The 23,793-nt window shown below is 40.4% G+C and carries 25 protein-coding genes; 20 read left to right on the top strand and 5 right to left on the bottom strand.

Annotated features, from left to right (window positions below; translation table 11 throughout):
• Positions 1-205 precede the first annotated feature (205 nt).
• From mbhE to mnhG, 7 genes are read left to right on the top strand one after another with little or no spacing between them, the layout of a single operon-like run.
• Positions 206-2,533 carry a hydrogen gas-evolving membrane-bound hydrogenase subunit E gene (gene mbhE / locus DES35_RS10780; RefSeq protein ID WP_307718909.1) on the top strand — a complete coding sequence of 776 codons (2,328 nt, stop codon included), beginning with the start codon at positions 206-208 and terminating at the stop codon, positions 2,531-2,533.
• A complete protein-coding gene (locus DES35_RS10775; RefSeq protein ID WP_037358584.1) occupies positions 2,533-2,946 on the top strand; it encodes a Na+/H+ antiporter subunit B in 414 nt (137 codons plus the stop codon). The genes mbhE and DES35_RS10775 overlap by 1 nt, the downstream gene beginning before the upstream one ends.
• A gap of 1 nt (position 2,947) precedes the next feature.
• A complete protein-coding gene (locus DES35_RS10770) occupies positions 2,948-3,301 on the top strand; it encodes a Na+/H+ antiporter subunit C (protein ID WP_037358587.1) in 354 nt (117 codons plus the stop codon).
• On the top strand, positions 3,298-4,824 hold the full coding sequence (locus DES35_RS10765) for a proton-conducting transporter transmembrane domain-containing protein (protein WP_114366547.1): 1,527 nt from the start codon (positions 3,298-3,300) through the stop codon (positions 4,822-4,824). Before DES35_RS10770 ends, DES35_RS10765 begins: the two co-directional genes overlap by 4 nt.
• On the top strand, positions 4,821-5,312 hold the full coding sequence (locus DES35_RS10760) for a Na+/H+ antiporter subunit E (RefSeq protein WP_114366546.1): 492 nt from the start codon (positions 4,821-4,823) through the stop codon (positions 5,310-5,312). The genes DES35_RS10765 and DES35_RS10760 overlap by 4 nt, the downstream gene beginning before the upstream one ends.
• Positions 5,309-5,584: a cation:proton antiporter gene (locus DES35_RS10755; protein WP_114366545.1), complete on the top strand. Its 276-nt coding sequence runs from the start codon at positions 5,309-5,311 to the stop codon at positions 5,582-5,584. Before DES35_RS10760 ends, DES35_RS10755 begins: the two co-directional genes overlap by 4 nt.
• Entirely contained in the window at positions 5,581-5,958 is a 378-nt protein-coding gene (gene mnhG / locus DES35_RS10750) for a monovalent cation/H(+) antiporter subunit G (protein WP_114366544.1), read from the top strand. The genes DES35_RS10755 and mnhG overlap by 4 nt, the downstream gene beginning before the upstream one ends.
• 37 nt (positions 5,959-5,995) lie before the next feature.
• On the opposite strand, the gene DES35_RS10745 is transcribed toward mnhG, so the two are convergent.
• The 5 genes from DES35_RS10745 to DES35_RS10725 form a co-directional block, all read right to left on the bottom strand.
• Positions 5,996-6,769, bottom strand: a complete 774-nt coding sequence (locus tag DES35_RS10745) for a pyridoxine 5'-phosphate synthase (RefSeq protein WP_051889300.1) — start codon at positions 6,767-6,769, stop codon at positions 5,996-5,998.
• The gene (locus DES35_RS10740; RefSeq protein WP_114366543.1) at positions 6,756-7,793 is read right to left on the bottom strand and encodes a quinone-dependent dihydroorotate dehydrogenase; all 1,038 of its coding nucleotides are present in this window, start codon (positions 7,791-7,793) and stop codon (positions 6,756-6,758) included. Before DES35_RS10740 ends, DES35_RS10745 begins: the two co-directional genes overlap by 14 nt.
• A 55-nt stretch (positions 7,794-7,848) precedes the next feature.
• Entirely contained in the window at positions 7,849-8,982 is a 1,134-nt protein-coding gene (gene tgt / locus DES35_RS10735; RefSeq protein WP_114366542.1) for a tRNA guanosine(34) transglycosylase Tgt, read from the bottom strand.
• A complete protein-coding gene (miaE, locus tag DES35_RS10730; protein ID WP_037358604.1) occupies positions 8,983-9,564 on the bottom strand; it encodes a tRNA-(ms[2]io[6]A)-hydroxylase in 582 nt (193 codons plus the stop codon).
• 64 nt (positions 9,565-9,628) lie between these two features.
• On the bottom strand, positions 9,629-10,087 hold the full coding sequence (locus DES35_RS10725) for a SprT-like domain-containing protein (RefSeq protein WP_114366541.1): 459 nt from the start codon (positions 10,085-10,087) through the stop codon (positions 9,629-9,631).
• Positions 10,088-11,137: 1,050 nt separating this feature from the next.
• Here DES35_RS10725 and DES35_RS10720 point away from each other — a divergent pair.
• The 13 genes from DES35_RS10720 (at position 11,138) to DES35_RS11585 (ending at position 23,329) form a co-directional block, all read left to right on the top strand.
• Positions 11,138-11,701 carry a hypothetical protein gene (locus DES35_RS10720; RefSeq protein WP_185714356.1) on the top strand — a complete coding sequence of 188 codons (564 nt, stop codon included), beginning with the start codon at positions 11,138-11,140 and terminating at the stop codon, positions 11,699-11,701.
• A 24-nt stretch (positions 11,702-11,725) separates the two neighbouring features.
• On the top strand, positions 11,726-12,403 hold the full coding sequence (locus tag DES35_RS10715) for a hypothetical protein (RefSeq protein WP_148095377.1): 678 nt from the start codon (positions 11,726-11,728) through the stop codon (positions 12,401-12,403).
• Entirely contained in the window at positions 12,375-13,529 is a 1,155-nt protein-coding gene (locus DES35_RS10710) for a hypothetical protein (protein ID WP_125039455.1), read from the top strand. Before DES35_RS10715 ends, DES35_RS10710 begins: the two co-directional genes overlap by 29 nt.
• Complete coding sequence (locus tag DES35_RS10705) at positions 13,530-14,192, top strand: hypothetical protein (protein WP_125039454.1); 663 nt, start codon at positions 13,530-13,532, stop codon at positions 14,190-14,192.
• Between the two features lie 32 nt (positions 14,193-14,224).
• Complete coding sequence (locus DES35_RS10700; protein ID WP_114366538.1) at positions 14,225-14,833, top strand: hypothetical protein; 609 nt, start codon at positions 14,225-14,227, stop codon at positions 14,831-14,833.
• A gap of 23 nt (positions 14,834-14,856) precedes the next feature.
• On the top strand, positions 14,857-15,582 hold the full coding sequence (locus DES35_RS10695) for a hypothetical protein (protein ID WP_125039453.1): 726 nt from the start codon (positions 14,857-14,859) through the stop codon (positions 15,580-15,582).
• A 57-nt stretch (positions 15,583-15,639) separates the two neighbouring features.
• Positions 15,640-16,281: a hypothetical protein gene (locus DES35_RS10690; RefSeq protein ID WP_170125742.1), complete on the top strand. Its 642-nt coding sequence runs from the start codon at positions 15,640-15,642 to the stop codon at positions 16,279-16,281.
• Complete coding sequence (locus DES35_RS10685) at positions 16,278-16,952, top strand: hypothetical protein (protein ID WP_125039451.1); 675 nt, start codon at positions 16,278-16,280, stop codon at positions 16,950-16,952. Before DES35_RS10690 ends, DES35_RS10685 begins: the two co-directional genes overlap by 4 nt.
• A 218-nt stretch (positions 16,953-17,170) precedes the next feature.
• Positions 17,171-17,872 carry a hypothetical protein gene (locus DES35_RS10680; protein ID WP_125039450.1) on the top strand — a complete coding sequence of 234 codons (702 nt, stop codon included), beginning with the start codon at positions 17,171-17,173 and terminating at the stop codon, positions 17,870-17,872.
• Positions 17,851-18,522: a hypothetical protein gene (locus DES35_RS10675; RefSeq protein ID WP_125039449.1), complete on the top strand. Its 672-nt coding sequence runs from the start codon at positions 17,851-17,853 to the stop codon at positions 18,520-18,522. Before DES35_RS10680 ends, DES35_RS10675 begins: the two co-directional genes overlap by 22 nt.
• Before the next feature lie 959 nt (positions 18,523-19,481).
• A complete protein-coding gene (locus DES35_RS10670; protein WP_147269353.1) occupies positions 19,482-19,724 on the top strand; it encodes a hypothetical protein in 243 nt (80 codons plus the stop codon).
• A 105-nt stretch (positions 19,725-19,829) separates the two neighbouring features.
• Entirely contained in the window at positions 19,830-21,653 is a 1,824-nt protein-coding gene (locus DES35_RS10665; protein WP_147269352.1) for a T9SS type A sorting domain-containing protein, read from the top strand.
• Between the two features lie 860 nt (positions 21,654-22,513).
• Positions 22,514-23,329 carry a gliding motility-associated C-terminal domain-containing protein gene (locus DES35_RS11585; protein WP_170125741.1) on the top strand — a complete coding sequence of 272 codons (816 nt, stop codon included), beginning with the start codon at positions 22,514-22,516 and terminating at the stop codon, positions 23,327-23,329.
• Positions 23,330-23,793: the final 464 nt, after the last annotated feature.

Raw genomic sequence — 23,793 nt, 5'->3', positions numbered from 1 at the left:
TGCTTTTTGAATCAAAAGGTTCTTAAAACCACAAACAACTTAGCCGGATACCCTCTTTAACTCCGCTACCAAAAGCCAAAAACAAATTATATTCAGGCAGAGCATCTCTTGGCAGCCTGTCTTCTTGTGCTCTTAAAAGCTTCCGAACCGGAGATTCTTCCTTCATCCTTTTTTAATTTGCTGCGGTGTTTAAATTTCTTTAGTATTGCCGTTGGAAACAGGATTTGGTAATTATATGATGCTCATCGCTGTGTTGCTTGGGGGCATGCTGTCTTTGTTTTTAGTAATTTTCAAAGATTACCTCAGGGATGGCTTCAGCGCCTTTTTCTTTTTAGTGCCTTTAGCGGTTTTTACATATTTTGCCGTATTTTTTGGATCAGAGGTACCCGCTCTGGGGCTTGTGAGCTGGCAGCAGGGCATGGGGGTGCATTTCGAGTGGAGGGTAGATGGCCTTTCCCGCATGTTTGCTTTGCTGATCAGTGGTATTGGTACTTTGGTCTTTGCTTATTCGCATTATTACCTGAAAGGACATCCCGAAAAATTCCGATTTTTCGGCTTTTTGTCGCTCTTTATGACGGCTATGCTGGGTCTTGTGGTGAGCGATAATCTGATTATGCTGTTTATGTTTTGGGAGTTGACCAGCGTATCATCGTTTTTTCTGATTGGTTTTCACTATGAAGATCGGGAGTCGCGCAAGGCAGCTCTCAGAGCTCTTACCATCACCGGACTGGGGGGTGTAGGATTGCTGATTGCAGCAGTGCTGATCTCTACGGTGACGGGGAGCTTTTCCTTTCAGGCATTGCTGGACCAGCGGGAAACTGTCTTGGCCAGCCAGGCCGGCCGGATAGCTTTTTGGCTGTTTATATTGGCTGCTTTTACTAAATCAGCACAGTTTCCATTTCACTTCTGGCTGCCCGGAGCTATGAAGGCACCAACGCCCGTAAGCACCTATCTGCATTCGGCTACGATGGTCAAAGCAGGCGTCTTTCTCTTGCTGAAATTGTATCCTATATACTCCGCACTTCCTGTTTGGAAACCTCTGCTCATGACAGTCGGTGGAGTAAGTATGGTGTACAGTGCCGCGCAAGCGCTTTTTTTTACGGATATGAAAAGCATACTTGCCTACACTACCCTCAGCGCACTTGGTATTTTGGTGTTTCTGACGGGCATCGGGGGTAACGAAGGGCTTGTAGCGGCAGCTGCATTTATACTGGTACACGCCTTGTACAAGGCCGCGCTGTTTCTGGTTACGGGCATAGTAGATCATGAAGCGCATACCCGCGATGTGACTGCTCTGCACGGGCTGAGGCATGTGATGCCGGGAGTGGCGGTAGCCGGTGCAGTGGCAGCATTAAGTCACGGCGGGGTGCCTCTTACATTTGGTTTCATTGGCAAGGAGCTGATGTACGAAAGTGCTCTTCACGCCGAAACTTCTCCGGTGCCCATTGCAGCCGCCTTTATCACCGGTCTTTTGCTGTTTGCAGCTGGTTTTTGGGTGGGGTTCAGGCCTTTTTTCAGCGGCAGGGAAGCCTCTCATACTTTGAAACACCCGGTGTCACTCTGGCTTCAACTGCCGGTGTATGTCCTTACCGCCGGAACTTTGATATTCGGTATATGGCCGGCTGGAGCCGAACAAATGGTACATGCACTGGTAGAGGCAGCCGGTAGAGATACCATAAAGGTGCATTTAGAACTTTGGCACGGGTTTAACACAGTGTTTTTCCTCTCCCTGGCTACGATTGCCGGCGGAATTGTGCTCTACTCCCGGTTGGTGCCCGGGCAAAGCATTGCACTTAAGGTGGAAAAATTGTCCTACTCCTCAGTGGCTATTTATGAAAAATTCCTGTCTGTAACCAAATGGCTGAGTCGGTGGTATACCGATATTCTTCAAAACGGGTATCTGAGGTGGTATGTGATGACCATAATGGTTTTCTTGTTGACCCTGGTTGGCTATTCCTTTTACCATGGGGTGCATATTTACATTGATTTTAAAAAAATATCAGAAGTCACCTTGTACGAAGCAGTCATTCTTCTGCTGATGATTTTCAGCATTTTTTACATCCTGCTGGCAAAATCGCGATTGGCCGCTGTGGCAGCAATGGGGGTCCTTGGCATCTCCATCAGTCTGATGTTTGTACTCTACAGCGCACCCGATCTGGCTATGACACAGTTTTCCATTGATACACTTACCGTCATTCTCTTTGTTTTGGTGCTCTACAAACTGCCTAGATACATCAATATTTCCTCGAATGTAGTGAAAATACGCGATGCCGTGATTTCCTTGCTTTTTGGTCTGATGATTACTGTACTCTGTCTTGAAGTAATCAATGAGCCTGTCAACCGGGAAATTTCTGAATTTTATGCCGAAAACTCGTATTTGCTGGCTAAAGGCAAAAATGTAGTGAATGTAATTCTTGTGGACTTCAGGGGAGCAGACACCATGGTCGAAATCACAGTTCTTACCATTGCCGCTCTCGGCGTATTCGGGCTGATGAAGCTGAGATTAAAAGACAATGAAAAAACCTGGGAATAATGAAAAGCATCATCCTAAAAAAAGCGTCGGACTATCTTCTTCCTTTGTTGCTGTTGTTTTCCGTTTTCATTTTATTGCGTGGGCACTATCTGCCCGGAGGTGGCTTTGTGGGAGGATTGATTGCTTCCATCGCCTTTGTGCTCCACAGTTTTGCCAATGGTCTCAATGAGACAAAACACTTACTGCGCATTCACCCGGGATTTTTGATGCCACTCGGCCTTTCGGTATCTCTTCTGAGCGGCTTGTATCCAATGGTGATAAAAAAAGAGCCCTTTATGGCAGCTCAGTGGATGAAAGAACCTCTGGATGTGATTGGACTGGTCGGCACACCGCTTTTTTTTGACATTGGGGTGTATTTGGTCGTTGTGGGTGTTAGTCTTACGATCATTTTCACACTTGCAGAAGTAGCCTGATATGGAAATCTTACTTGCCATCGTCACAGGTTTGCTCTATGGTGCAGGCCTTTTTATGATGCTTCGCCGTAGCATGGTAAAGCTGATTATTGGGCTGATCCTCATTGGCAACGGAGCCAACATCCTCATCTTCCTGCTGGGGCGCATCGCCAAAGGCAAACCACCAATTATACCGGCAGATGCCAAAGTACTCACAGAATTGTATGCAGACCCTGTACCGCAGGCATTGATTCTGACAGCCATTGTAATTAGTTTCGGACTGCAGGCATTTGCCATCGTGCTATTCAAAAAGGTGTATCAGGCATTGCATTCAGATGACCTTGATACTGTAAACACCATCGACGACGATCTATGACATCAAATCTTGTAATAGTACCTGTCCTGTGGCAATTTCTCATCGCCGTTGCCCAGATGTTCAGTTGGTTTAATCCCCGTTTACAGCGCAAATTGAGCGTATCGGGCAATGTGATACAAGTTCTGATTGCCTCGTGGTTGCTGACAGAAGTCTATCGCCAAGGCATTTTAACGATGAATGCAGGCAAATGGCCCGCACCCTTCGGAATTGTCTTTGTCAGCGATACCTTTTCGGCGGTGTTGGTTCTCATTACCTCAATTTCCGGACTTGCCGTAAGTCTCTTTTCGCTGGCCAACATCGTGGAGGCCCGCATGCGGTTCGGATATTTTCCCATTATGCATCTGCTGTTTGCCGGATTAAACGGGGCTTTTCTCACGGGCGATATTTTCAACTTATACGTATGGTTTGAGATCATCATCATCTCCTCCTTTGTGTTGCTCACCATAGGTGGTGAAAAACCACAGCTGGAGGGTGCAGTGAAATATTTTACACTGAATATTTTGGCTTCCACGATATTTCTTACAGCCATCGGAGTACTCTATGGCCTGGCGGGAACGCTCAACATGGCCGATCTGGCCCTCAAAGTTGCCGCCATACCCAATAAAGGGCTGGTAGAGGTCACAGCCATTTTATTTCTGGTAGGCTTTGGAATTAAATCGGCAATCTTTCCTTTGTATTTCTGGCTGCCAGCCTCCTACCACACACCTCCGGCAGCCATTGCAGCCATATTTGGAGGGCTGCTGACCAAGCTGGGGGTCTATGCCATGCTCAGAGTATTTACTCTGGTCTTTTTTGAAGACCCTATTATCGATACCCTTATGATTATCCTGGCCGGGCTCACCATCATCACCGGCTCGTTAGGGGCTATGGTCCAGACCAACGTGCGAAAAATTTTTTCTTATTTGATTATCAGCCATATAGGCTACATGGTGATTGCACTTGGCATTCATACCGAGCTAGCCGTTACCGGAGCAGTTTTTTACATGATACACGACATCGTAGTCAAAACCAATCTTTTTATGGTCTCAGGATTGCTGTATCGGGTGCAGGGAACTCACCACATCGACAGATTAGGAGGATTTTATCAGTACTATCCACGGCTGTCTCTCCTGCTGGCCATTCCGTTGTTTTCACTGGTAGGAGTACCGCCTTTGTCCGGATTCTGGCCAAAAATTGACCTTTTTAAAGCTGCATACCTCGAAGGAGGCTCTTTCATTACCATTTGTTTGGCTTTTGGCACCGTGATCACTTTGCTGGTGATCGCCAGAGTTTGGGCCGAAGTCTTCTGGCGCCCGGCAGAGAATCTGCCCGAAAGACCTAACTTCCGGTTTTGGCACCTCTTCACACTCGCTGAAAAAATTCAATACATAACCCCTATTGCGCTACTGTCAGCCGTATCTCTGATTATCGCTTTCAGAGCTGCCGATGTGCATAGGATATCCCAAAAAATTGCTTCTGAGCTGATGAATCCAAAAAACTACATTCAAACCGTATTGCCTGATAAATCTGCTGAACAACAATGAGAGCAAAATTTTTGATGAACAATCTTCTGGCCTTTGTATGGGTGGCCCTTACGGGAGCTCTTTCTGTGAAAAATTTCCTCTTCGGTTTTATACTGAGCTATTTTATTCTCTGGCTGATCAGCCGTGGGCTTGGCTCCGGCAACGACTCTGGCCAGAAATACTTCATCCTGGTCCCCCGGGTCATAGCATTCTTTTTTTTCTTTCTCTACGAGCTGCTTAAAGCCAATCTGCAGGTGGCCTATGATGTGATCACACCAAAAAGCTATATGGCTCCCGGCATCGTGCGCATTCCACTCGATGTAACCACCAGTCTGGAAATCACCCTGCTTGCAAACCTGATATCACTCACTCCCGGCACGCTTAGTCTCGATGTGAGCGACGACAAAAAGGTACTCTACGTACACGGCATGTTTGTCAAAGACAAAGAAGAATTTATACGCTCTATCAAACAGGGCTTCGAACGCAGAATCTTAGAACTGACCCGATGACCGTACAAGACTACTTATACTTTGTAATTCTTCCCATTTTGGTCATCAGCATGCTGCTGGTGTTTTACCGTTTTCTGAAGGGGCCTTCCATGCCTGACCGCATTGTAGCAGTGGATTTGCTGATCACCATCGGCATAGGCATCATAGCCATTTACAGCATTGTGAGTGATCGGGCACCGTTTCTCGATATTGCCATGGTGCTCGCACTTATAGCTTTTCTAAGCACTGTAGCCTTTAGTTATTACATTGAAAAGAAAAATAAACAGGAATGAACGAACTTCTCATCCTTGGATTGTCTACTTTAGGCGCCTTATTCATTCTGCTGGCAGCCATTGGCTTTGTAAAAATGCCCGATATCTATCTGCGCATTTCCGTGACTACCAAAGCCGTAACCCTCGGCATCGGTCTGATGCTCGCATCAGCAGCCGTACATTTTGGTACTGAATCCATCGTGAGCCGGGTATTGGCCATTGTCTTTTTTGTATTTCTCACTTCGCCGGTAGGTGCGCATCTGATCGGAAGGGTTTCGTACTTTACGGGTATCCCTCTCTGGAAAAATTCCCTTCATGACGATCTTAAAGGCAAGTACAATCCCACCACCCATAAGCTAAGCAGCTCCGAAACAACCGATGAATCCGACCGATGAATCCGAATCCAATTCCTGAAGGCTCACGGCGCTGCCCTCAGTCAGCTACTGAAGTACTTTCGGAAGATTGCGCCTGCTTGTCCTGATGTCCCAGTGCGATCTGTCTCAGATACATTTGTATGGTGTTTTCCAACCCGTAATAGAGCGCATCCGAAATCAGCGCATGCCCGATGCTTACTTCCAGTAGATGCGGTACCTGAGCTACGAAATAGCGCAGATTATCCAGATTCAGGTCGTGGCCGGCATTTACGCCTAGGCCTAAAGAGTGCGCTATGGCTGCACATACGGCGTAGGGTGCCACGGCATTTTCAGGGTCTTTGTTGTATCCCCTGGCATAGTCTTCCGTGTAAAGCTCAATGCGGTCAGCACCTGCCAGAGCTGCTCCTTTGATGTCTTCTTCATTTGTCTCTACAAAAAGGGAAACCCTTGCCCCGGTGGCTTTGATGCGGGCTATTACTTCTTTCAAAAAATCCAGATGTGCTTGTGTGTCCCATCCGGCATTGGATGTGAGGGCATCAGGTGGATCCGGTACCAACGTTACCTGATGTGGTCTGACCTCTTCGACCAGCTGCAGAAACTTCTCTGATGGATATCCCTCAATATTGAATTCGGTCGTAATAATCGGCCGTATGGCTCGTACATCGCTGTAGCGAATGTGCCGTTCATCCGGGCGTGGATGTACGGTAATGCCTTCTGCACCAAATCGCTGGCAATCGATAGCCGCCTGAAGCACGTCGGGTACATTGCCACCTCTCGAATTGCGCAGGGTGGCTATTTTATTGATGTTAACGCTTAATTTAGTTTTTTCCATTGCTTTTCAGTTCTTTAATCATGCGTTTTACCAAAGTCGGCCCCTCGTATACAAACCCCGTGTACACCTGTACCAGATGTGCCCCTAAATCGAGCTTCCGGCGGACATCCTCTGCTTCAAATATACCTCCGACTCCAATTAGCAAGACCTCCTGAGGCAATCCTTTGGCCAGCTGACTCAGGATGCGGTCAGATCTTTCCCTCAGCGGTGCACCCGACAATCCTCCAGCGCCTATGGCTTTAAGTCGATCTGCCGGTGTCTTCAACCCATCTCGGCTAATGGTGGTATTGGTTGCCACCACTCCGTCAAGGCCCGTGTTGTGCATTACTTCCAATAGGTCATCCACTTGCCCCTCGGTCAGGTCTGGTGCTATCTTCAGGAGTATGGGGCGATATTTTTCGCGTTGCAAAGGGTGCCTTTTTAGCGCCGTGATGATGTTTTCCAGGGGTTTCTTCTCCTGCAAATCCCGCAGACCGGGTGTATTGGGCGAGCTCACATTGATGGTGAAATAATCAACCTGGTCATGCAGGGCTTCAAAGCACGTAAGGTAGTCCCTTTGTGCTTCTTCATTTGGCGTCAGTTTGTTCTTCCCTATGTTACCACCTATCACCATTCCCTTGGGTCTCGACCTCAGCAAACGCGACCTGAGTTCCACCACTCCGCGATTGTTAAAACCCATCCGATTGATCAGGCCTTGATCTTTCGGCAGTCTGAAAAGTCGGGGTTTTGCATTTCCCGGTTGAGGCAGCGGTGTCACCGTCCCGGCCTCTATAAACGAAAAACCCAGACAGGCAAGCTCTCTGAGATACCGGCCATCTTTGTCAAATCCAGCTGCCAGCCCCACCGGATGTCTGAAAGTCAACCCTTTCCATTCAAACGGTCTGAACTCCTCTGCATTAAACAGTAACCTGAGCAGCAACTCACCACCCGGCAGCTGACGAGCCAATTTTAAAGAATCCATCGCCATGTAATGAGCCCGCTCCGGATCCAGCAAAAACAGTAAATTTTTTATCAACGTATACATTGTCCTTCAGTTTAAAGTGTTTTGATTGGATAGCCGCCATGTCCATCCTCCATTCTCATAACCTGCGGCTAATCACTGGCAAAATTTCATTTTTCCACTCCACAAAGTCGCCTTGAACTATATGCCTCCTCGCTTCCCGCACCAGCCAGAGGTAGAAGGCCAGATTGTGCACCGATGCGATCTGCCGACCCAGAAATTCATCAGCCACAAACAAATGCCTCAGATACGCCTTCGAATACTGAAAATCCACACGACTGATCCCCGCTGGGTCGATAGGCGAAAAATCATCCGCCCAACGGCGGTTTTTGATGTTGATGATGCCCTCCGTCGTGAAAAGCATCCCATTCCGCCCGTTGCGCGTTGGCATCACACAGTCAAACATATCCACCCCAAGAGCAATGGAATTCAGGATGTTTTCTGGTGTGCCGACCCCCATCAGATACCGCGGTCGGTCAGCAGGCAAGATGTCGGTGACCAGGTCCGTCATTTCATACATCAGCTCCGCCGGCTCACCCACAGAAAGACCCCCAATGGCATTCCCCGACAGATTTTTTGACGCCACAAATTCGGCCGACTCCTTCCTCAACCGCGACACAGTACCCCCCTGTACAATTCCAAACAGACTCTGCTCATACCCATACAATGAAGGTGTCTCATCAAAACGCCTGATACACCGCTCCAGCCACCGATGCGTCAGATGCATACTCTCCTCCACATAGCGCTCATCGCACGGCCAGGGCGGACATTCGTCGAAGGCCATTACCACATCAGCTCCTATACTCCGCTGAATGTCCATCACTCCTTCAGGAGTAAACATATGGTAGCTTCCATCGATATGTGATTTAAACCGCGCACCCTCCTCAGTGAGTTTGCGGTTTTCTGCCAGAGAAAAAACCTGATAACCCCCGCTATCGGTCAGTATCGGACGCTCCCATCCCATAAAGCGATGCAAACCACCAGCCTTCTTAAGCACATCCGTACCGGGTCGCAAATACAAATGATACGTATTGCCCAGGATGATTTTGGCATCTACATCGTCTACCAACTCATATTGATGCACAGCCTTTACACTACCCACCGTACCCACGGGCATGAAAATGGGTGTTTCAATCACCCCGTGGTCCGTAGCGATACGACCAGCTCTGGCTTTGGAGCCCGGATCCATCGCTTCCAGCTCAAAGCGTAGCATCTACCCGTGGATGTGTTCTTTTTTACCAAATTCCTTTATGACCTCAGCCTCGTATTCCAGCAAAGCACGCCACATAGCATCCACGCGCTCTCTGCCACCATACTTGCGGGCAAAGGTCAGAAAAGTCGTATAATGCTCTGCCTCCGAAGCCATCAGCCCGCGGTAGAAGCGCGACAGATCTTCATCCTGAATGTTTTCGCTCAGCACCTTAAAGCGTTCACAACTCCTGGCCTCTATCAGCGCAGCGACCAGCAGTCTCTGAATCAGACGCTCCAGCCGGTCGCCCGTCTTCGGAAAAAACTCGTTAATCCTGGCCACATACACATCCTTCCGCTCTCTCCCAAATCGATAGCCCCTTTCCACAATGCGCTTGTGCACCTGCTCAAAGTGCGACATCTCCTCACGGGCCAGAGCAGCCATCTCAGCCACCAGATCCGGAAATTCCGGAAAACTCACAATCAGCGATATAGCCGTAGATGCAGCCTTCTGCTCACAGTACGCGTGATCCGTCAGAATCTCCTCCAGATTTTTTGAAGCAATATCTGCCCAACGCGGGTCGGTCGGCAGTTTCAATCCAAGCATCTATATCTCAATTTTCGCGCAAAGGTAACGACCACAGCCTCCACTCCCCCACCCTTCCCGGCCTTCAGTGCTGCTGATACTTTTTAATCACACTCAGAAGTTCCTGATCGCGAAAGTGCGTAGCCATCGGATTACGCATATGCAAGGCCAGCAACTTCACTATCTCTTCCGGAAACACCTCCACCCTCAGCAATGGCCGCATAAGCCCCGCAAACGCACGCTTCCACTCCACCCCGTGCGGCTTCACAGCCTTACCATACTGCCTCCTCACCACCAGATGAGCGTACTCATGGACCAGCGTAATCAGAAAATTGTACCGATCCAGATTTCCGTTGATGTAAATTACATGCCTGCCGCACTTCTCATCGTAGAAGTAAAGACCCGCCCTTGACTTTTTAGGCCTGGTCACCTTCAGGTAGATTACCTCCCTGTTCAGAAGCTCCTCCACATATCCAAAAGCCGCCTTCGGTACATACCTCCTCAGAGGGCCCCAAAGCGATTCACCCTGCGATTGCTTTCCCATCCACACTACACTACACGGCCGCTAATCTAAAAGATAATTTTTTTCCTTTGGGCGTGCCCCCGTGCGCCGGCCCTCCTGCGTCGGCCTTACCGCACGGGGTCGGGCTGCTCCGGGGTGCGCTTCGCTCCCGTGCTCCGCACCGCCCTTACGGGCGCCCTCCGCATCCCTCACGCAAATCACCTCGGACCGATTAAACCAAACTATTTGCACCACCGAAAGTATTGTTTGAATTGAAGAAGAATCCTTAAATGATAAAAAAGCACATCGGATCCCTCCACAATGTGTAAACTCATTGATTTATCATGAGCAAATACGAAGAAATTACAATCAATCTTTGCGCTATCCATTTAAAATTCCTGTGATATTACTATTGACCTTTTTCTTAATTTTAGTCCATACAATCCATTATTTTTTGATTATGATTAGCCATGAGAAAGTGATTGTTCATTGGAACGAATAGGAGATCTGATATATCGCTTTTATAAGATAAAAAGAGTGAAATTTAAACAGACAAAGTGCCAGGTTTCTGTACATTTTTCGCGAAATAATTGATTTGTTTTTTTCTCCATACTCAGCTACCCTTCAAATTTTGGGGAGAAAATCCCCGTTTATGCTATACCCATGCCTTGCTATAAGTTTTTGGTTTAAAGAAGAGAATATCATTATAAAATTATGTCGGAAGTACTATTTCTACCCATCTACCTCTACCCCAAAGTAGAAAAATCTTGCCACAGTACCGAAGAGGTGAGTTGCTGTGAGAGGAGGTGAATGTGTGAATTTGTAACTAAACACATGTACTAACACTACATTTTAATAGTAATACTTGTATTAAAAACAAAAATGTTATGCATGCATAACAAATGTAAGATATGTTAAAACTACTAATTATAATAGTCTGCGATTTTCTTTAACAAAGTGTTTAGGCTATTTCACACTGAATTTAGCCTATTTCACACACACATTGTTTTTTACATTTGATTTGTGGTATTAATTTTAAAATACCAAAAAATAAAAAACTTAAAAACTCTACTATTTATAGTAGTAACATCGATGATTTTTTCATCTTGTAAAAAAGATTTTCAAGCTTTAATTAATGTGCCAAAGCCAGAACTTTCTGGACAACCAGAATTGTATGAGATAGTTAGAAATCTGCCACAGCCACTAATCAATTATTTAGACAATCCTTATGATAGTGAAGAAGAAGATTTCGACAGAGCTTTATATTATTTAGCAAAGAGCTTGAGGATTTTTGCTTGTGACGAAGAGTTTTTGCTTGATGTAAGAAACTATTTGAATGAAGATGGTGAACTGTTGTTAGATGATTTTTTATCAATTCATAATAATTATTTTACAGATTTAGAGAATGAGTTATCTAATCATGGTTATTCTTATAATTCCTTAAAAAGTGCATTGGTATATGATAATGTTCAGTTTCCACCATCAATTAAAGTAGATAATTTTCAAACATGCAATTGGTTCTTATCAAAGGCAATAATTGGTATAGGGGCAGAAGCAGATTTCCAAGACTCTATTGGAGATTTTGTTCCAGCTTGGTATCCAAATGAAGGTTGTAATGATTGGGACGAAATATTAATTGGTAAAAGGTTTGGATGAGCAGAACTTAATGAAGCATTGGATTTGTCAATTTTACCAATAACTGATATTCCAATTTTAATTGTTGGATATAATATTGATGAAAATGATGAACACTTATTCTTAGTTATCATTGATGGACATCACGATTCAACAGAAAATGGTGAAATTCTATTTGACCCAAGAGCTCCTGGCAATGTATGTAATGATGCTAATTACATACAATACAAGAATTGTCATATTACAAAAAGGAATGAATCAAGAACGAAACATAGTGAATGGAGGGTAAGAACTATGAATCTAGACCATATTCATGATTACTGGAATTCAAAAGCTTATGATTTAAAAAGCGTTCATAAAGATGATATTAACTCAAATATCTCAATCAATAGAAATGTAAACCTACAGCATCCTGGATTACCTGATGTAAATGCAAATTGTAAAAAATGGCTAGCCGCAACTTATGAATATGATTGGTTCGCCACGAGAAAAAGAATAGTACATTTTAATTCAATTTGCGGAATATATCAAAGTACATTTGCACTCCCTTTTGATGATAAGTGTCTACGGATAAAAGCGAGTGTAGATAGCAAGAAGAAAGACAAGCCATATCAGCTAATTTTTGTTGAAAAGAATAAATGTTGGTGTATAGGTGAGGAAAGAAAGTATTCAAAAATGATCAATTATAATGGGTATGGAGATATACATATTAAGGCGTATTAATACTAATTGTTTAAAAATATTTACTGCAATCTTCTTGGTTGCAGTAAGTTTTTTTCAAGAATTAGAAGCTAGTGATACAACAAAAACATCAAGTAGAAATATTTATCTCCTCACAGGACTTCACATTACAGATCCAAGTAATGAAATGTTTCCATTGCCATTTTTTCCTGGAGGCATTGATCTTTTAGCTTATTCTCCTTCTATCGGTGTAGGTATTTATTATAAAAAATATCGATTGGGCTTAGAGTTTAATTACTCAAAATTTGATGTAATTTATCCTTTCCAAAATGGCTTGTTAAATTTAGATATTCACAATTACTATTATAATTTATATTCGTATTTAGGTCGATTAAAATTTGGAATAGGTCTTTCAAATACCTATAATAATATATTTTCACAGTATTATCCTAATAGACATACAAACATTGTCCCTATGTTTGGATTCAAAATGAAATGGATAGAAGCTAATGTATTATTTAATGGTATATATACATTTCAATCAAATTCATTTTTTGCTAATTTCAATACCACATACATGCTTACTTACAAGCATGAATTGTTCGGAGCTCATACAAAAGTTTCAAAAAATCAAGAATTAGACTTGTTTTTTAATTTAGGTTTATTTAGTAATCTAAGTTTTGCAAAATTAAATATTGACCAAAATAGATATGACAAAACCTTTTTGAATTCCCATTCTTTGGGCCTTGAATTGAGGCATAATCAAACAGGAATCTCTATTTCAGCTGAAAGACTTTTTCACTATCAAGGAATGACTGATGGAAGAAGGACTACTCATTTTGAACTTCAATATTTATACTTCAATAAATATATTCGTGTTAAAACTAACTCACTATACTTTGGTCTTGGATTTATTAATGGTACTGACGCAAGTATGATAATGGACTTGGAGGATGGATTATTTACAAAGAATAGACTTTTTATAGGTGGATACTCTCTTGCTGCTGGATATGTCATCGACGACAGATGGAGTCTTAATTGTAAGATTGACTATTTTACATTTAATGAGACGTATAAAATACTAAATCCAGATTTAGAAAACTATATAGGATTAGGAATTGATAGAGTTCGATTGGGTGTTTCATACAAATTTAATGCATATAGATAGATGAAACAATCTTTCTGCTTATTACTTATACTATTTTCTTTTTATAGCAATGGTCAGGAGAAAACGCGTTTTTTTGATAAATTGACATTTTCTTTTGAAGTGTTTAATTATCCAGATTTTTCTAATTTTCATCTTGCCAATCATATTATTAATGAAGATTTGGAGATAAATCGAAAAATATTTAGCAGACATGGCATTGGAATTTCATCTTACCTAGAAGTTGGCAATTCATTATTTGGTTTTAAATATGAATACTATAGAGATGCAACGAGTCATACAATTAAAGATTCTACAGGCAATGGATTTCCTTTAAATGATTATATCATAGGTCATTTTTTTTCATTTTCACATTTATATAGTTTAAAGTCATCCTATAATCTACCATTATGGATTGGTTATAATATTGGCTACTATGTAAGCAGAGATGAAGGTTTGCCAATTATCATATTTGGCACACCAAGCACAGGCTTTAGTTTTGAGGAGTTTGAAGTGCCGTTGGTTCAAAATCATTTTAAGTTTAATGGTCAATTAACTTACAGATTTAGGTTAACAGAAATTGCAGACTTAGGACTCAGCGTTTACGGAGGTATCGGAAGGAATGTATCTGACGAGGGTAGTAAATGGGTTTTTCAGAATAAACTAGGAATCAATGTGTGGTTTTAATGTTTTGAGTATTAATTTTAAAATACCAAAAAATGAAAAGAAAGAATCTTTTAAAAAATTTCTCATTATTGATTCTGTCATGTTTTATAGCACTCAGCTGTAAGAAGGACAAAAAAGAATCTTTAGATGCAAAACCTATGTTTTCGGAAATACCCGAAACCCTTCTGAGTCATTTCTGTCATGCGTATCCAGAAAATCAACAAGACTCAAATACAATTTTTACTTATGATCTTACTCTTGAGCAACAGAATTATTTTATTGCTAAGTATCAATTAAGTATTGCCATTAGAAATTTAGCCTTGAATCCCCGCTTTATTTATAATTTACATTCTGCCGCTGCTTATTGGTATCAAAGAACGGGAAGTACAGATTTGCCTTTTTACACTCTTAGAAAAGAAGACAGTACTTTTGCGTTGCAAATTGCAAATGAATTATCAACTGTAATGGGCAATGGATGTGCAGGTTTTAATTGTATTGACCAATTAGAAAGTAGTATGGATGTAGATGGCTATAAATATGAGCTTGCAATTTCTATATACAATATTTTTGAAGCTTCAAATACCTATATTCCGCTGGTAACACCAGCGATAGATGTGGATGATGAGATGTATTATCCGAATATAGATGGCGATGCAGTATAAGGGTGGCATTTAATGCTACAAACATGGCGTGGGAAGAGGTAATTATTGATGAAAATAGATCCATAAATTGCGAAACAATGGTAATTGGAATTGTATCGGTAAACCCTGGTTATCATTATGTAGCTTTAGGACTAAGTCCTCCACCTTGGTTTTATACAGGAATAAAACTTCCACCACCACCTCCTCCCTCTGAAATTGACAATTGTGTGAATTGTGATATGCCACCTGCAACCGCTGGTGATAAATTCTCCACCTATGATTTTAGAATAAAGGTAAGACATGAGAGATGGGGAGATTCTGAGGTTTGGAATTTTGGCTCAAGGCTAGCATATAGCTCTTTTACAGGTGCTTGGGATCATATACCTTATCCGTTTGCTTACAGCATATTTAAAAAGGTAAATAAAAATGATATAAATAAATGGCTATATATGTGGAATGAAGTTGCGGATAGACCAGTAAATCTGCAACAGCGAATAGATAAATGCAATACTTGCTGGAATTCCGTAGAAAGAGATTGGTTTGAAGGTGGAAAAATTCATTGTGGTACATATTTAGTTTTGGCCAATGGTTCAAAGGTGGAAATTTTTTCTAGGTCGAAAAGAACTTGGACAAATGATTATTTTGCTTACAAACCTGAAGAAACTCCAACCATAAAGTTTTACGACTGGATATGCTGGCATCCTTCTCAGTGGGCAAATAATTGGATTAACGAGCCTTTGGGAGATTTCAAAATGATAAGAACACAATAGTAAGATGATAAAGCTCATATAAATTGCTGTATGAGCTTTTTTAATTATTTCCAAAAAATGAAGAAGAATTGTTTGTTAATGATACTTTTAATACCCATTATGATGCATGCACAGCCTTGGAGCATCAAATCAGGATATTCAAAAAAGCATTTTGGTCATTATACTTTTGTAGCTGGAGGATATGAGCGGCAGAATTGGAACTTTGAACTTGGGCTAAACTATTTCATCAATGTATATCCTACAGATAATCAAGGAAATATTCATTTTAATAGGGGCTGGGCATTTAATAACAGCCAAAGATTTGGATTGGATCTAAGTATTGAAAGAAATTGGATAAAGAACAATAACAATAGACTGTACTTTGTCAATAATTTTTTTGTGAATTACATTGCACATGTAATTGATTTAATGTCTCCTACTTTTATTGGGGACGATGGAAATTGGTACGCAATTTATATTTATAATTTAGATGTTGACCCTTCATTTAATTGGATGTATAGTTTGGGTTTGGGTTTTGATGGAAGATTGTATGACAATCTCTTTATTTCAATGAGTGCCTTACCGGGTATAGTTTTTTACTACTATGTTGATGATAATCTAGTGAGTGGTGCAGATTGGTTGATTAGCAAATTTTTTAGAGCTGTGGGTGGTGAAGCATTCACAATTACATACAATGTTTCATTAAAATATAAATTTTGAAAACAAAGTATCATTTATTGGCCATTGGCATTTTGCTTTTAGTGGCATTACCCAGCATAGCCCAACGCGATTCACTAGGTGTATGTTTGGATGTAAGCATTGGTAGAGTACTTCCTCACAAGGGAGCACAAATAAACCTGAGAATAGAAAGAAAAAAACTAAATTTTGGTGGGGGTTTTAATTTTCATTTGAATGACATACCACATGATAGAAATAATTATGTGTATAGAAAGCGCGCTTATAGAATAAATACCACGGATGTAATTGGCTTAAATTTTTTCACTGAGAAAAGATTTGCTAGTATTTCACAGAATCATTTTTTTATAGGTTACTCTATTCATGCACATAGATTGAGCCTCAAAAAACTTAATTATATTTTCTTAGAAGAGTTAGTAGACCCATCTTTTAGCTCAATTCGTGAATTTTATACAGTAGAAGAAGGAGTCATTGGAGAAAAGGGAACATTTTTGTTTAATACCGCTTATCTCAGAGGGCAGTTTCCTCTTAATGATAAGTTGTATTTCAATGCTCAAGTGGGTTTTAGCATAGGCAGCTACTATTTCAAAGAATTTCGAAGAGATGAACCACCTTTGCGCAACAATCCCTTCCTCTTCACATATGAATGGGATGCTTTTATACAATTTATGGTAGGTATAGGTTATAGGTTTTAATTTTTTCGCTATCCTGTAGCCATTTTTGAATAAGCACACCGCAGCGGAAATTATCGATGACCCTTAGCCTTGCGGCTTGTTCAAAGTAGAAAAATCTTGCCACAGTACCGAAGAGGTGAATTGCTGTGAGAGGAGGTGAGATTTTTCTTAGGGTCATTTTTTAGCTTTAACGCTTGTGGCTTCTTTTGAAGTTTAGGTTTGTACTACGATTTTTAGAAATGAAAAAAACAACATTTTGCATTTTAGTTTTTTACTCACTCTTGGGTACAGCTCAAAGCAAAAGCGAAATTCAATTAAGTCAACAGTTTTTTGCTGTAGATAATTTTGATTTTAATAAGCTAGAAATCAATTACTTCAGGAAGCTACACAAGGGTTTTGGAGTAAATCTAGGTTTGTTTTACGATAGGTTTGAGTATTGGGAGAGGATAAATTATGAAGGAGTTTTATTTCATGGTTTTACGGGCCCATATAATCCTAATAATGCCTATTTCCCAATTGGTGGAGACCCTCTGCCAAATGGCAATATACCTGATAATATTAAGATTACAGATTTATTCAATATAATGGGCTTGAATTTGGGTGTGTTTTATGAAATAAAGAATCTTGGTTACCCAAAGCTCTCCTTAATCTCGGCACTAAGAAATGAAATGGTCATGCATAGAGGATTCTATGCAAGAGGTGGTTTGAATCGTTTTGAGGTTTACGAGAGTGGCAATGTGGTAGGGTATATAGATGTGGATATCTACGGAGATTTACGTCAGCTAGCAAGAGATGCTTTGGGAAATTTTAATTTCAACGCTTCTGCATTTCTAAGATACCAATTAGGTACTTATACGCAATTGGGCATTCAAGCCGATTATAATCATATTTTATATAGTGATTTTTTAAGCATGAGTTTATGTTTAGGTACAAGATTTTAGTTTTTGTAGGATGCTTAATTCAGTCATCCTCTTTATTGGCTCAAAAATATGGTGAAGTTTATGCAGCTTTGCCTTATATGTATATGAATCATAGTAATTTACATGCTTATGGCCTGAGTATTCAGTACAATTCTCCAAAGGTTTATCAGTTTAATCTATTGCTCCGCAGGAGTTTTATGTATGGCGGTGGTAATAGAGGTATTGTGCTTGAAAAGGGTGTGCCTTATAGCTTTGAACATCCTGGTTTTCAAGATTGGCTAGGAAGAGATATCAATGGCGAAGAAAAGAGTTATTACACAGCGCATAGTCATCAAGCCATACTGGATTTTGGGCTTATGAAATCCTTTAACTTAAAAAATCAATGGAGCGTAATGGGTGAATTAGGATTGAGTTATTTGCAGGTTAGAAAACACTATGTAGTAGGCATAGAAGAAGTTACAGTAGGCCTAGATAATCAAATTATAGCTGAGTTTAATCATTTAGTACCTTATCAATTGTATATCAATAGAGTTACTTACTTTATTGGAGCAGGTGCTCTGTATGTAATACATGCAAAAATGGATTTATCACTTACCACACGCTACCATCACTTGAGCAATAATCACGGAAGCATTATGGCAGAAATTGGGCTCGCTTTTAAATTGGATTAGGCTTTTCTCTTCATAGCGCCCCACAACCTTTAAACCTCTTTGAATATTCGCTTTACCATTATGCGTTTCCGCGCTCGTGTAGTTGTGCAGCATTGTTGCAAAAAGAATGTTTTATGAATACGTGTTATCTCAAAAAAATTGGCATTCTTCCGTTGGTGGGTTCTTTCATTTGACCTAGTTGAAAGGAATAAAAACATTGAAAATGCCGGCGGCAGCGTAGATGTCGGATTTGGAGTTTCAATTGTCACTTGTCAATGATTAATGTTTAATGACTTTTGAAGATTTGAAATATTTTTTACATATGGTATTAATATTCAAAGTTTAAATATTAAAGTTATCAGATTAACCTCAAACTTTGAACTGTGAACAAATCCACCAAACTACCCAACTTAGAACCATCAAACTCCCAACTACCTAACTATTAAAAAATTTTCTTGATTATAAACCACTTTTTTTACACTTCTTACGCTTTTAGAGCTTATAGGCTCTGCTTAAAATTGTCCGTTAAATATTGAGGGTTTGGTAATAGACGAACATCACAATTAAGTGGCTAGAAAAGACTGTGCTAGAGATTAAAGAGGTTTTATATTTTTTACCACAGATGCTTCAGGCAATTTCCTTTTGACAGCTTTTCGTGCAGGTCTTATCACCTCAAAGTTAGCCAGTGGGTCGCGCAACTCGTGAGATTTTGGTGCACTTGCGCAGTGAATATTTGTACACCCTTCACTTCTACCCTGGTTATATACATGGTCCTTTTATTTTATCAGAAAATCAGTCAACTCAACATCCGCAATCTTAAACTTTTTCTAAAATTTTAACATATAAACGGTTGCATGTTTTAAAAAAGAAATTATTTTTGAAATATACATACCATTTCCATTTGAACTATGAAACAAGTATCTACTCACAACGCTGCAACGCTGCAACTCTGCAACTCTGTAACCCTAATCCTAAGCCTAATGATTCCAGGATTATTGACCCTTTCTCCCACTTGGCTTAATGCCCAATTTAGTTTACAACCCAGCTCAGTGGGCAGTAATGCCGTGGGCATTTGTGGTAGCACAGCTACTTTTCAAGTGATTGGACACAATCCAACTTTTTCCGTTACAGGCTTTTTTCCTGTTGGCTTTACTGCAACCCAATCTTTTAATTCTTCAACAGGGGTTCTCACACTAAGCTCTGTAAACATTACCGATTTTTAAGATTTTGGCACTTTTGACATTACTTATACCAATGGGTTCAATGTTTTCACCTTAAGTTCTACGGTGGTGAATTGTTGTATCAATGGTGTAGGTAATGAGATTTTTGTGCAAGAACCCACTAGCCCAAAAATTGGAGGTGGATTCTTCTCATTTATGATTTTTGATGTTTATGGTACTGTGCATTTAGATGAAAACTATACTTTCGATAACTGCATCTTTAATCTTGCTCCGGATGCTCAGTTGGTTATTGATGCTTCTTACACTGTAGAATTTACCAATTGCAGCATTGTGAATTGCAATAATGAATATAGATGGGATGCTATTGTAGTAGATGACCCGAGCAGTACTTTATCCATTACACAAACACATACTGAAGCTGGCATTAGAGGAGTTTGGGCGCTCAACAATCCCACTGTGTTGATTGACAATTCTACTTTTTCAAATAATATGATAAGCCTTTTAATTGAAAATTTTACAGCAGGTTCAAACAACGTAGTTTTTACAGAAAATACAGTCGATATTTGGCAGGAAGGACACAACGGTATCCTACAATCGCCATCATCGACTGTTAATTTAATGCCCTACACTTATATAGCCGATTTTTATCATCAAGCTATTGTATTAATAAACAGTTATGAAGTTTACATTGGTGACCAGAGCGCAGGAATCAACAACCTTATTGTACAGGGCAATACCGAAAACCCAATCGTTTATTCCATCAACTCTCAATTGTACATGGAAAACAACCGATTGGAAAATGGCCCTTATGGAATAGTAGGCAAAGATTCTTATCTAAACATAGGCAACTCAAGCACTGCCTTTAACGAGTTTATAAACAACAATACAGCAATTCAATCACTCAACGGAATTCACGATATATTGTACAATACTTTCAACAATGGATCTTATGCAATTAAACTAGACCTCATAAACCAATCAGGCAACAACAATGTATCACATAATCAAATACATAATTATACTACCGGAATTTATTTGGGCACCCCAAAAACCCTTTATAATCGTACCTTAATCCATAGCAATATTCTAACAGATATAGAAGCGAGAGGCATTGACATTGCGCGCCACCTAAGCGACCCTAATTGGACCATAAACAAACGCTTATACATCAATTTTAATGAAATAACGGGTAAGCTCGCAGGCAATACCTTTAGAGGCATTAGCCTAGATAATTGCGAAAATGCTGTGGTAGGTGAAAATTACATAACCCATGCCAATACGGCCATGAGTAGCAACTGCGATATCTGGACCATTTATGGCCTATATACCAACAACTCACTTAACACTTGGATAGGCAATAATATCTTTGAAAACCTATGCTATTCTATCTTTGGGATAGACAACCTCCTCTTTACCCGAATAGAGTGTAATCAATTTATCAATACCCGAGGGATCTACTTCCAAAATGTGAACATTGGCAACATAGGCTCACCTGCACAAAGTGCTAATAATGAGTGGGTAATGCATTCCTATCCATTTAAATTAGAAGGAACTTTGAATGTTGGATTTCCAATAACATACTATTGGAATTCATCTCAAGGCTTAACCTTTAATCCTAATACATGGGCGGGATCATTAAATCCTGATTTCACTGATAATTCTTCTGCAACAATATCTTCATGTAATAGCGTTCCTTCTAATAGAGGATTAACTATTGATGAATTACCAGCTATTGCAACCAACTTATATCCCAATCCTACAAGTAACCTATTGAATATTCAATTAAGCAAAAAAACTTATCATCACGATATTATGATTATTAACCAAATAGGTCAAAAAGTATATTCTTATAAGGTCACCGAATTCACTGATCAGCTGCAAATTAACCTAGAAAATCTCGCTTCAGGAATGTATATAATGCAAATAAACTCTGATGCAGGACAAAGCAGACACAGGATTGTTAAGAACTAGAATTATTTTTAAAACAATAACACACAGTATTCTAAATATTTGCCATATTGTGTGTATTTAATTTTATTCTCATGAAAAAAGTACTCTTTTTCATCTTCATTATAATGAACCAATTGCAGGGACAAAATTTGATTTCTAATTACTCCTTTGAAAATCATGGCCCTTGTCCACATAACATAGGTTGTCCATATATTAAAGTGCCAGGTCAAAATTTGCATCCTGATATCATTCAAGGAAGATACTTTGATTGGTATGATGCTTCAATTAGATATTCTCACTTTACAGGTTCTGGTCAAATTTGGATTATATATCCAAATCTTTATTATCCAATTACTATAAATTTCCTTTTAGATTCCATATTAAATAATCAAAATTTAAATGCGTTTAACGGAGACCATTTTTTTGCATTTTCTATTGTAAAAGCTAGACAATTTTTTGGTGTTAATTGGAATTGGGTTATTTCAGTTCCAATTATAAGTATTCCTCTAAAAAAAACTACAGAAATAGATAAATATTGTGGTTATTTTTTTGTAAGGAGTGATTCTAGAAATTCATTTCAAATAAATAATATTGATATCGCATTATCCAAAGATAGTATTGTAAGTTTAGCTAATCTACCAAGCTTTAGTTTTTCAAATACGGATATTGTCAATAATTCTTTGGTTGTTTCAATAAATGATTCATCAATAAATAAAAGCGACAAATGGAGAAAGGTTTTATTTAATGTAAGTGTCAATGACCATTACAATCATTTTTCCTTAGGAATATTTGATCCCAACTTATCTCCAAGCTCATTTAATGTTATTGATTCATCTACCAGTTTATCTCGAAGGAGAAATTTTAATAACGATCCACAAGCCATGTTCCAATCTTTTTATTCCTTTGTTTTTTTCGACGACTTCCATTTTTATAAATGCAGCGATACCTTGTTCACAGTGCAGCTACCTGCCGATACTACCCTGTGTGAGGGCGAGACCTTGCAGCTTACCGCACAGGTAATTGACAGTACTTATATGCTGGAAAATGAAACCCGTCACTATCTATGGAGTACAGGCGATACCACGCCAAGCATTACAGTAAATCAAGCAGGTACGTACTGGGTACAGGTGAGTATAGATGGACTTTACAGCGCTTACGATACCATTGTAGTCAATTACATCTACAATTTTAGTCCTCAAATAGCTCCTTATCCAGAAACCCTGTGCCTTGGGCAATCGGCTTGGCTGGGTGTGCAAGTACCTCAAGAAGTAAGCATACTCTGGAGCAATGGCGATAGCACAGCTACCACTCAGATATATGAAGCAGGAGTCTATTATGTACACACCTACAATGAGTGCTTTAGCTATACAGACACACTAGTAGTTTATGAAAAAGATTGCTCCCCGCCCCCTGTTGTGGATTACCCCATTTACATCCCCAATGCCTTTACCCCCAATGGCGATGGGGTAAACGATTGCTTCCAGGTATCGGCAGAAAATGTAGCAGATTACCACATACAAATATTCAATCGCTGGGGAACAATGATGTACAGCAGTACCGACCCCAAAGAATGTTGGGACGGGCAATACCAGGGCAAGCCCGTCCAGGAAGGAGTATATCTCTACCTCATTCGCTATACCGACAGAGATGGCAACCCACAAACCCCAAAAAGAGGTGAGATTGTATTGTACCGGTGATTAATTGAATAAATACATGGCAACGTTCAATACTGCACCCAGTGTTTCAAACACGTAACTGTCTATATTCCTATGTTTTAAAGTCTACTAGGCGTCTTCGGAACTCAGAGAGCTTATGACTCAGATTTGATTAATTAGATTTTTAAGGCTTTAGCGTTTGAAAAATCGGAAGGTTTCCAGGCTTAAAACCCCAGAGGAGCGAAAAGATTAAAAGATTATGATTTTAAAATTATTGAACCCTCGGTTTCAAGCATACCCCAATTTCATCGGTTTTTGGCCTGTGTTTTTGCCAGGATAAAACCATGACAAAAACCCGAACCCTGGACGCTTACAAGCATAAAACGTTTGAACCCTTCAAGGTCGCGTGGTGTTGCGCATTATACTTATTCCACAGATTGCAACCTGTCGATACTGGGGCTCTACCCTTGTTATATACTTATATACATGGTCCTTTTATCAGAAAA

Origin of the sequence: Schleiferia thermophila, from assembly GCF_003337435.1 — a bacterium.
Taxonomy (GTDB): Bacteria; Bacteroidota; Bacteroidia; order Flavobacteriales; family Schleiferiaceae; genus Schleiferia; species Schleiferia thermophila.
This window is presented reverse-complemented; position numbering and strand designations above follow the sequence as displayed.

What these genes read in the sequence shown, in the direction of transcription:
- DES35_RS10705 (WP_125039454.1), top strand. Translation starts at nt 13,530, where the DNA reads ATGAAACAATCTTTCTGCTTATTACTTATACTATTTTCTTTTTATAGC.
- mnhG (WP_114366544.1), top strand. Translation starts at nt 5,581, where the DNA reads ATGAACGAACTTCTCATCCTTGGATTGTCTACTTTAGGCGCCTTATTC.
- miaE (WP_037358604.1), bottom strand. Translation starts at nt 9,564, where the DNA reads ATGCTTGGATTGAAACTGCCGACCGACCCGCGTTGGGCAGATATTGCT.
- DES35_RS10675 (WP_125039449.1), top strand. Translation starts at nt 17,851, where the DNA reads ATGTTTAGGTACAAGATTTTAGTTTTTGTAGGATGCTTAATTCAGTCA.
- DES35_RS10775 (WP_037358584.1), top strand. Translation starts at nt 2,533, where the DNA reads ATGAAAAGCATCATCCTAAAAAAAGCGTCGGACTATCTTCTTCCTTTG.
- tgt (WP_114366542.1), bottom strand. Translation starts at nt 8,982, where the DNA reads ATGCTACGCTTTGAGCTGGAAGCGATGGATCCGGGCTCCAAAGCCAGA.
- DES35_RS10755 (WP_114366545.1), top strand. Translation starts at nt 5,309, where the DNA reads ATGACCGTACAAGACTACTTATACTTTGTAATTCTTCCCATTTTGGTC.
- DES35_RS10695 (WP_125039453.1), top strand. Translation starts at nt 14,857, where the DNA reads ATGGCGTGGGAAGAGGTAATTATTGATGAAAATAGATCCATAAATTGC.
- DES35_RS10740 (WP_114366543.1), bottom strand. Translation starts at nt 7,793, where the DNA reads ATGTATACGTTGATAAAAAATTTACTGTTTTTGCTGGATCCGGAGCGG.
- DES35_RS10770 (WP_037358587.1), top strand. Translation starts at nt 2,948, where the DNA reads ATGGAAATCTTACTTGCCATCGTCACAGGTTTGCTCTATGGTGCAGGC.
- DES35_RS10710 (WP_125039455.1), top strand. Translation starts at nt 12,375, where the DNA reads ATGGAGATATACATATTAAGGCGTATTAATACTAATTGTTTAAAAATA.
- DES35_RS10700 (WP_114366538.1), top strand. Translation starts at nt 14,225, where the DNA reads ATGAAAAGAAAGAATCTTTTAAAAAATTTCTCATTATTGATTCTGTCA.
- DES35_RS10745 (WP_051889300.1), bottom strand. Translation starts at nt 6,769, where the DNA reads ATGGAAAAAACTAAATTAAGCGTTAACATCAATAAAATAGCCACCCTG.
- DES35_RS10760 (WP_114366546.1), top strand. Translation starts at nt 4,821, where the DNA reads ATGAGAGCAAAATTTTTGATGAACAATCTTCTGGCCTTTGTATGGGTG.
- DES35_RS10690 (WP_170125742.1), top strand. Translation starts at nt 15,640, where the DNA reads ATGAAGAAGAATTGTTTGTTAATGATACTTTTAATACCCATTATGATG.
- DES35_RS10725 (WP_114366541.1), bottom strand. Translation starts at nt 10,087, where the DNA reads ATGGGAAAGCAATCGCAGGGTGAATCGCTTTGGGGCCCTCTGAGGAGG.
- DES35_RS10680 (WP_125039450.1), top strand. Translation starts at nt 17,171, where the DNA reads ATGAAAAAAACAACATTTTGCATTTTAGTTTTTTACTCACTCTTGGGT.
- DES35_RS11585 (WP_170125741.1), top strand. Translation starts at nt 22,514, where the DNA reads ATGTTCCAATCTTTTTATTCCTTTGTTTTTTTCGACGACTTCCATTTT.
- DES35_RS10765 (WP_114366547.1), top strand. Translation starts at nt 3,298, where the DNA reads ATGACATCAAATCTTGTAATAGTACCTGTCCTGTGGCAATTTCTCATC.
- DES35_RS10720 (WP_185714356.1), top strand. Translation starts at nt 11,138, where the DNA reads ATGATTTTTTCATCTTGTAAAAAAGATTTTCAAGCTTTAATTAATGTG.
- DES35_RS10670 (WP_147269353.1), top strand. Translation starts at nt 19,482, where the DNA reads ATGATTCCAGGATTATTGACCCTTTCTCCCACTTGGCTTAATGCCCAA.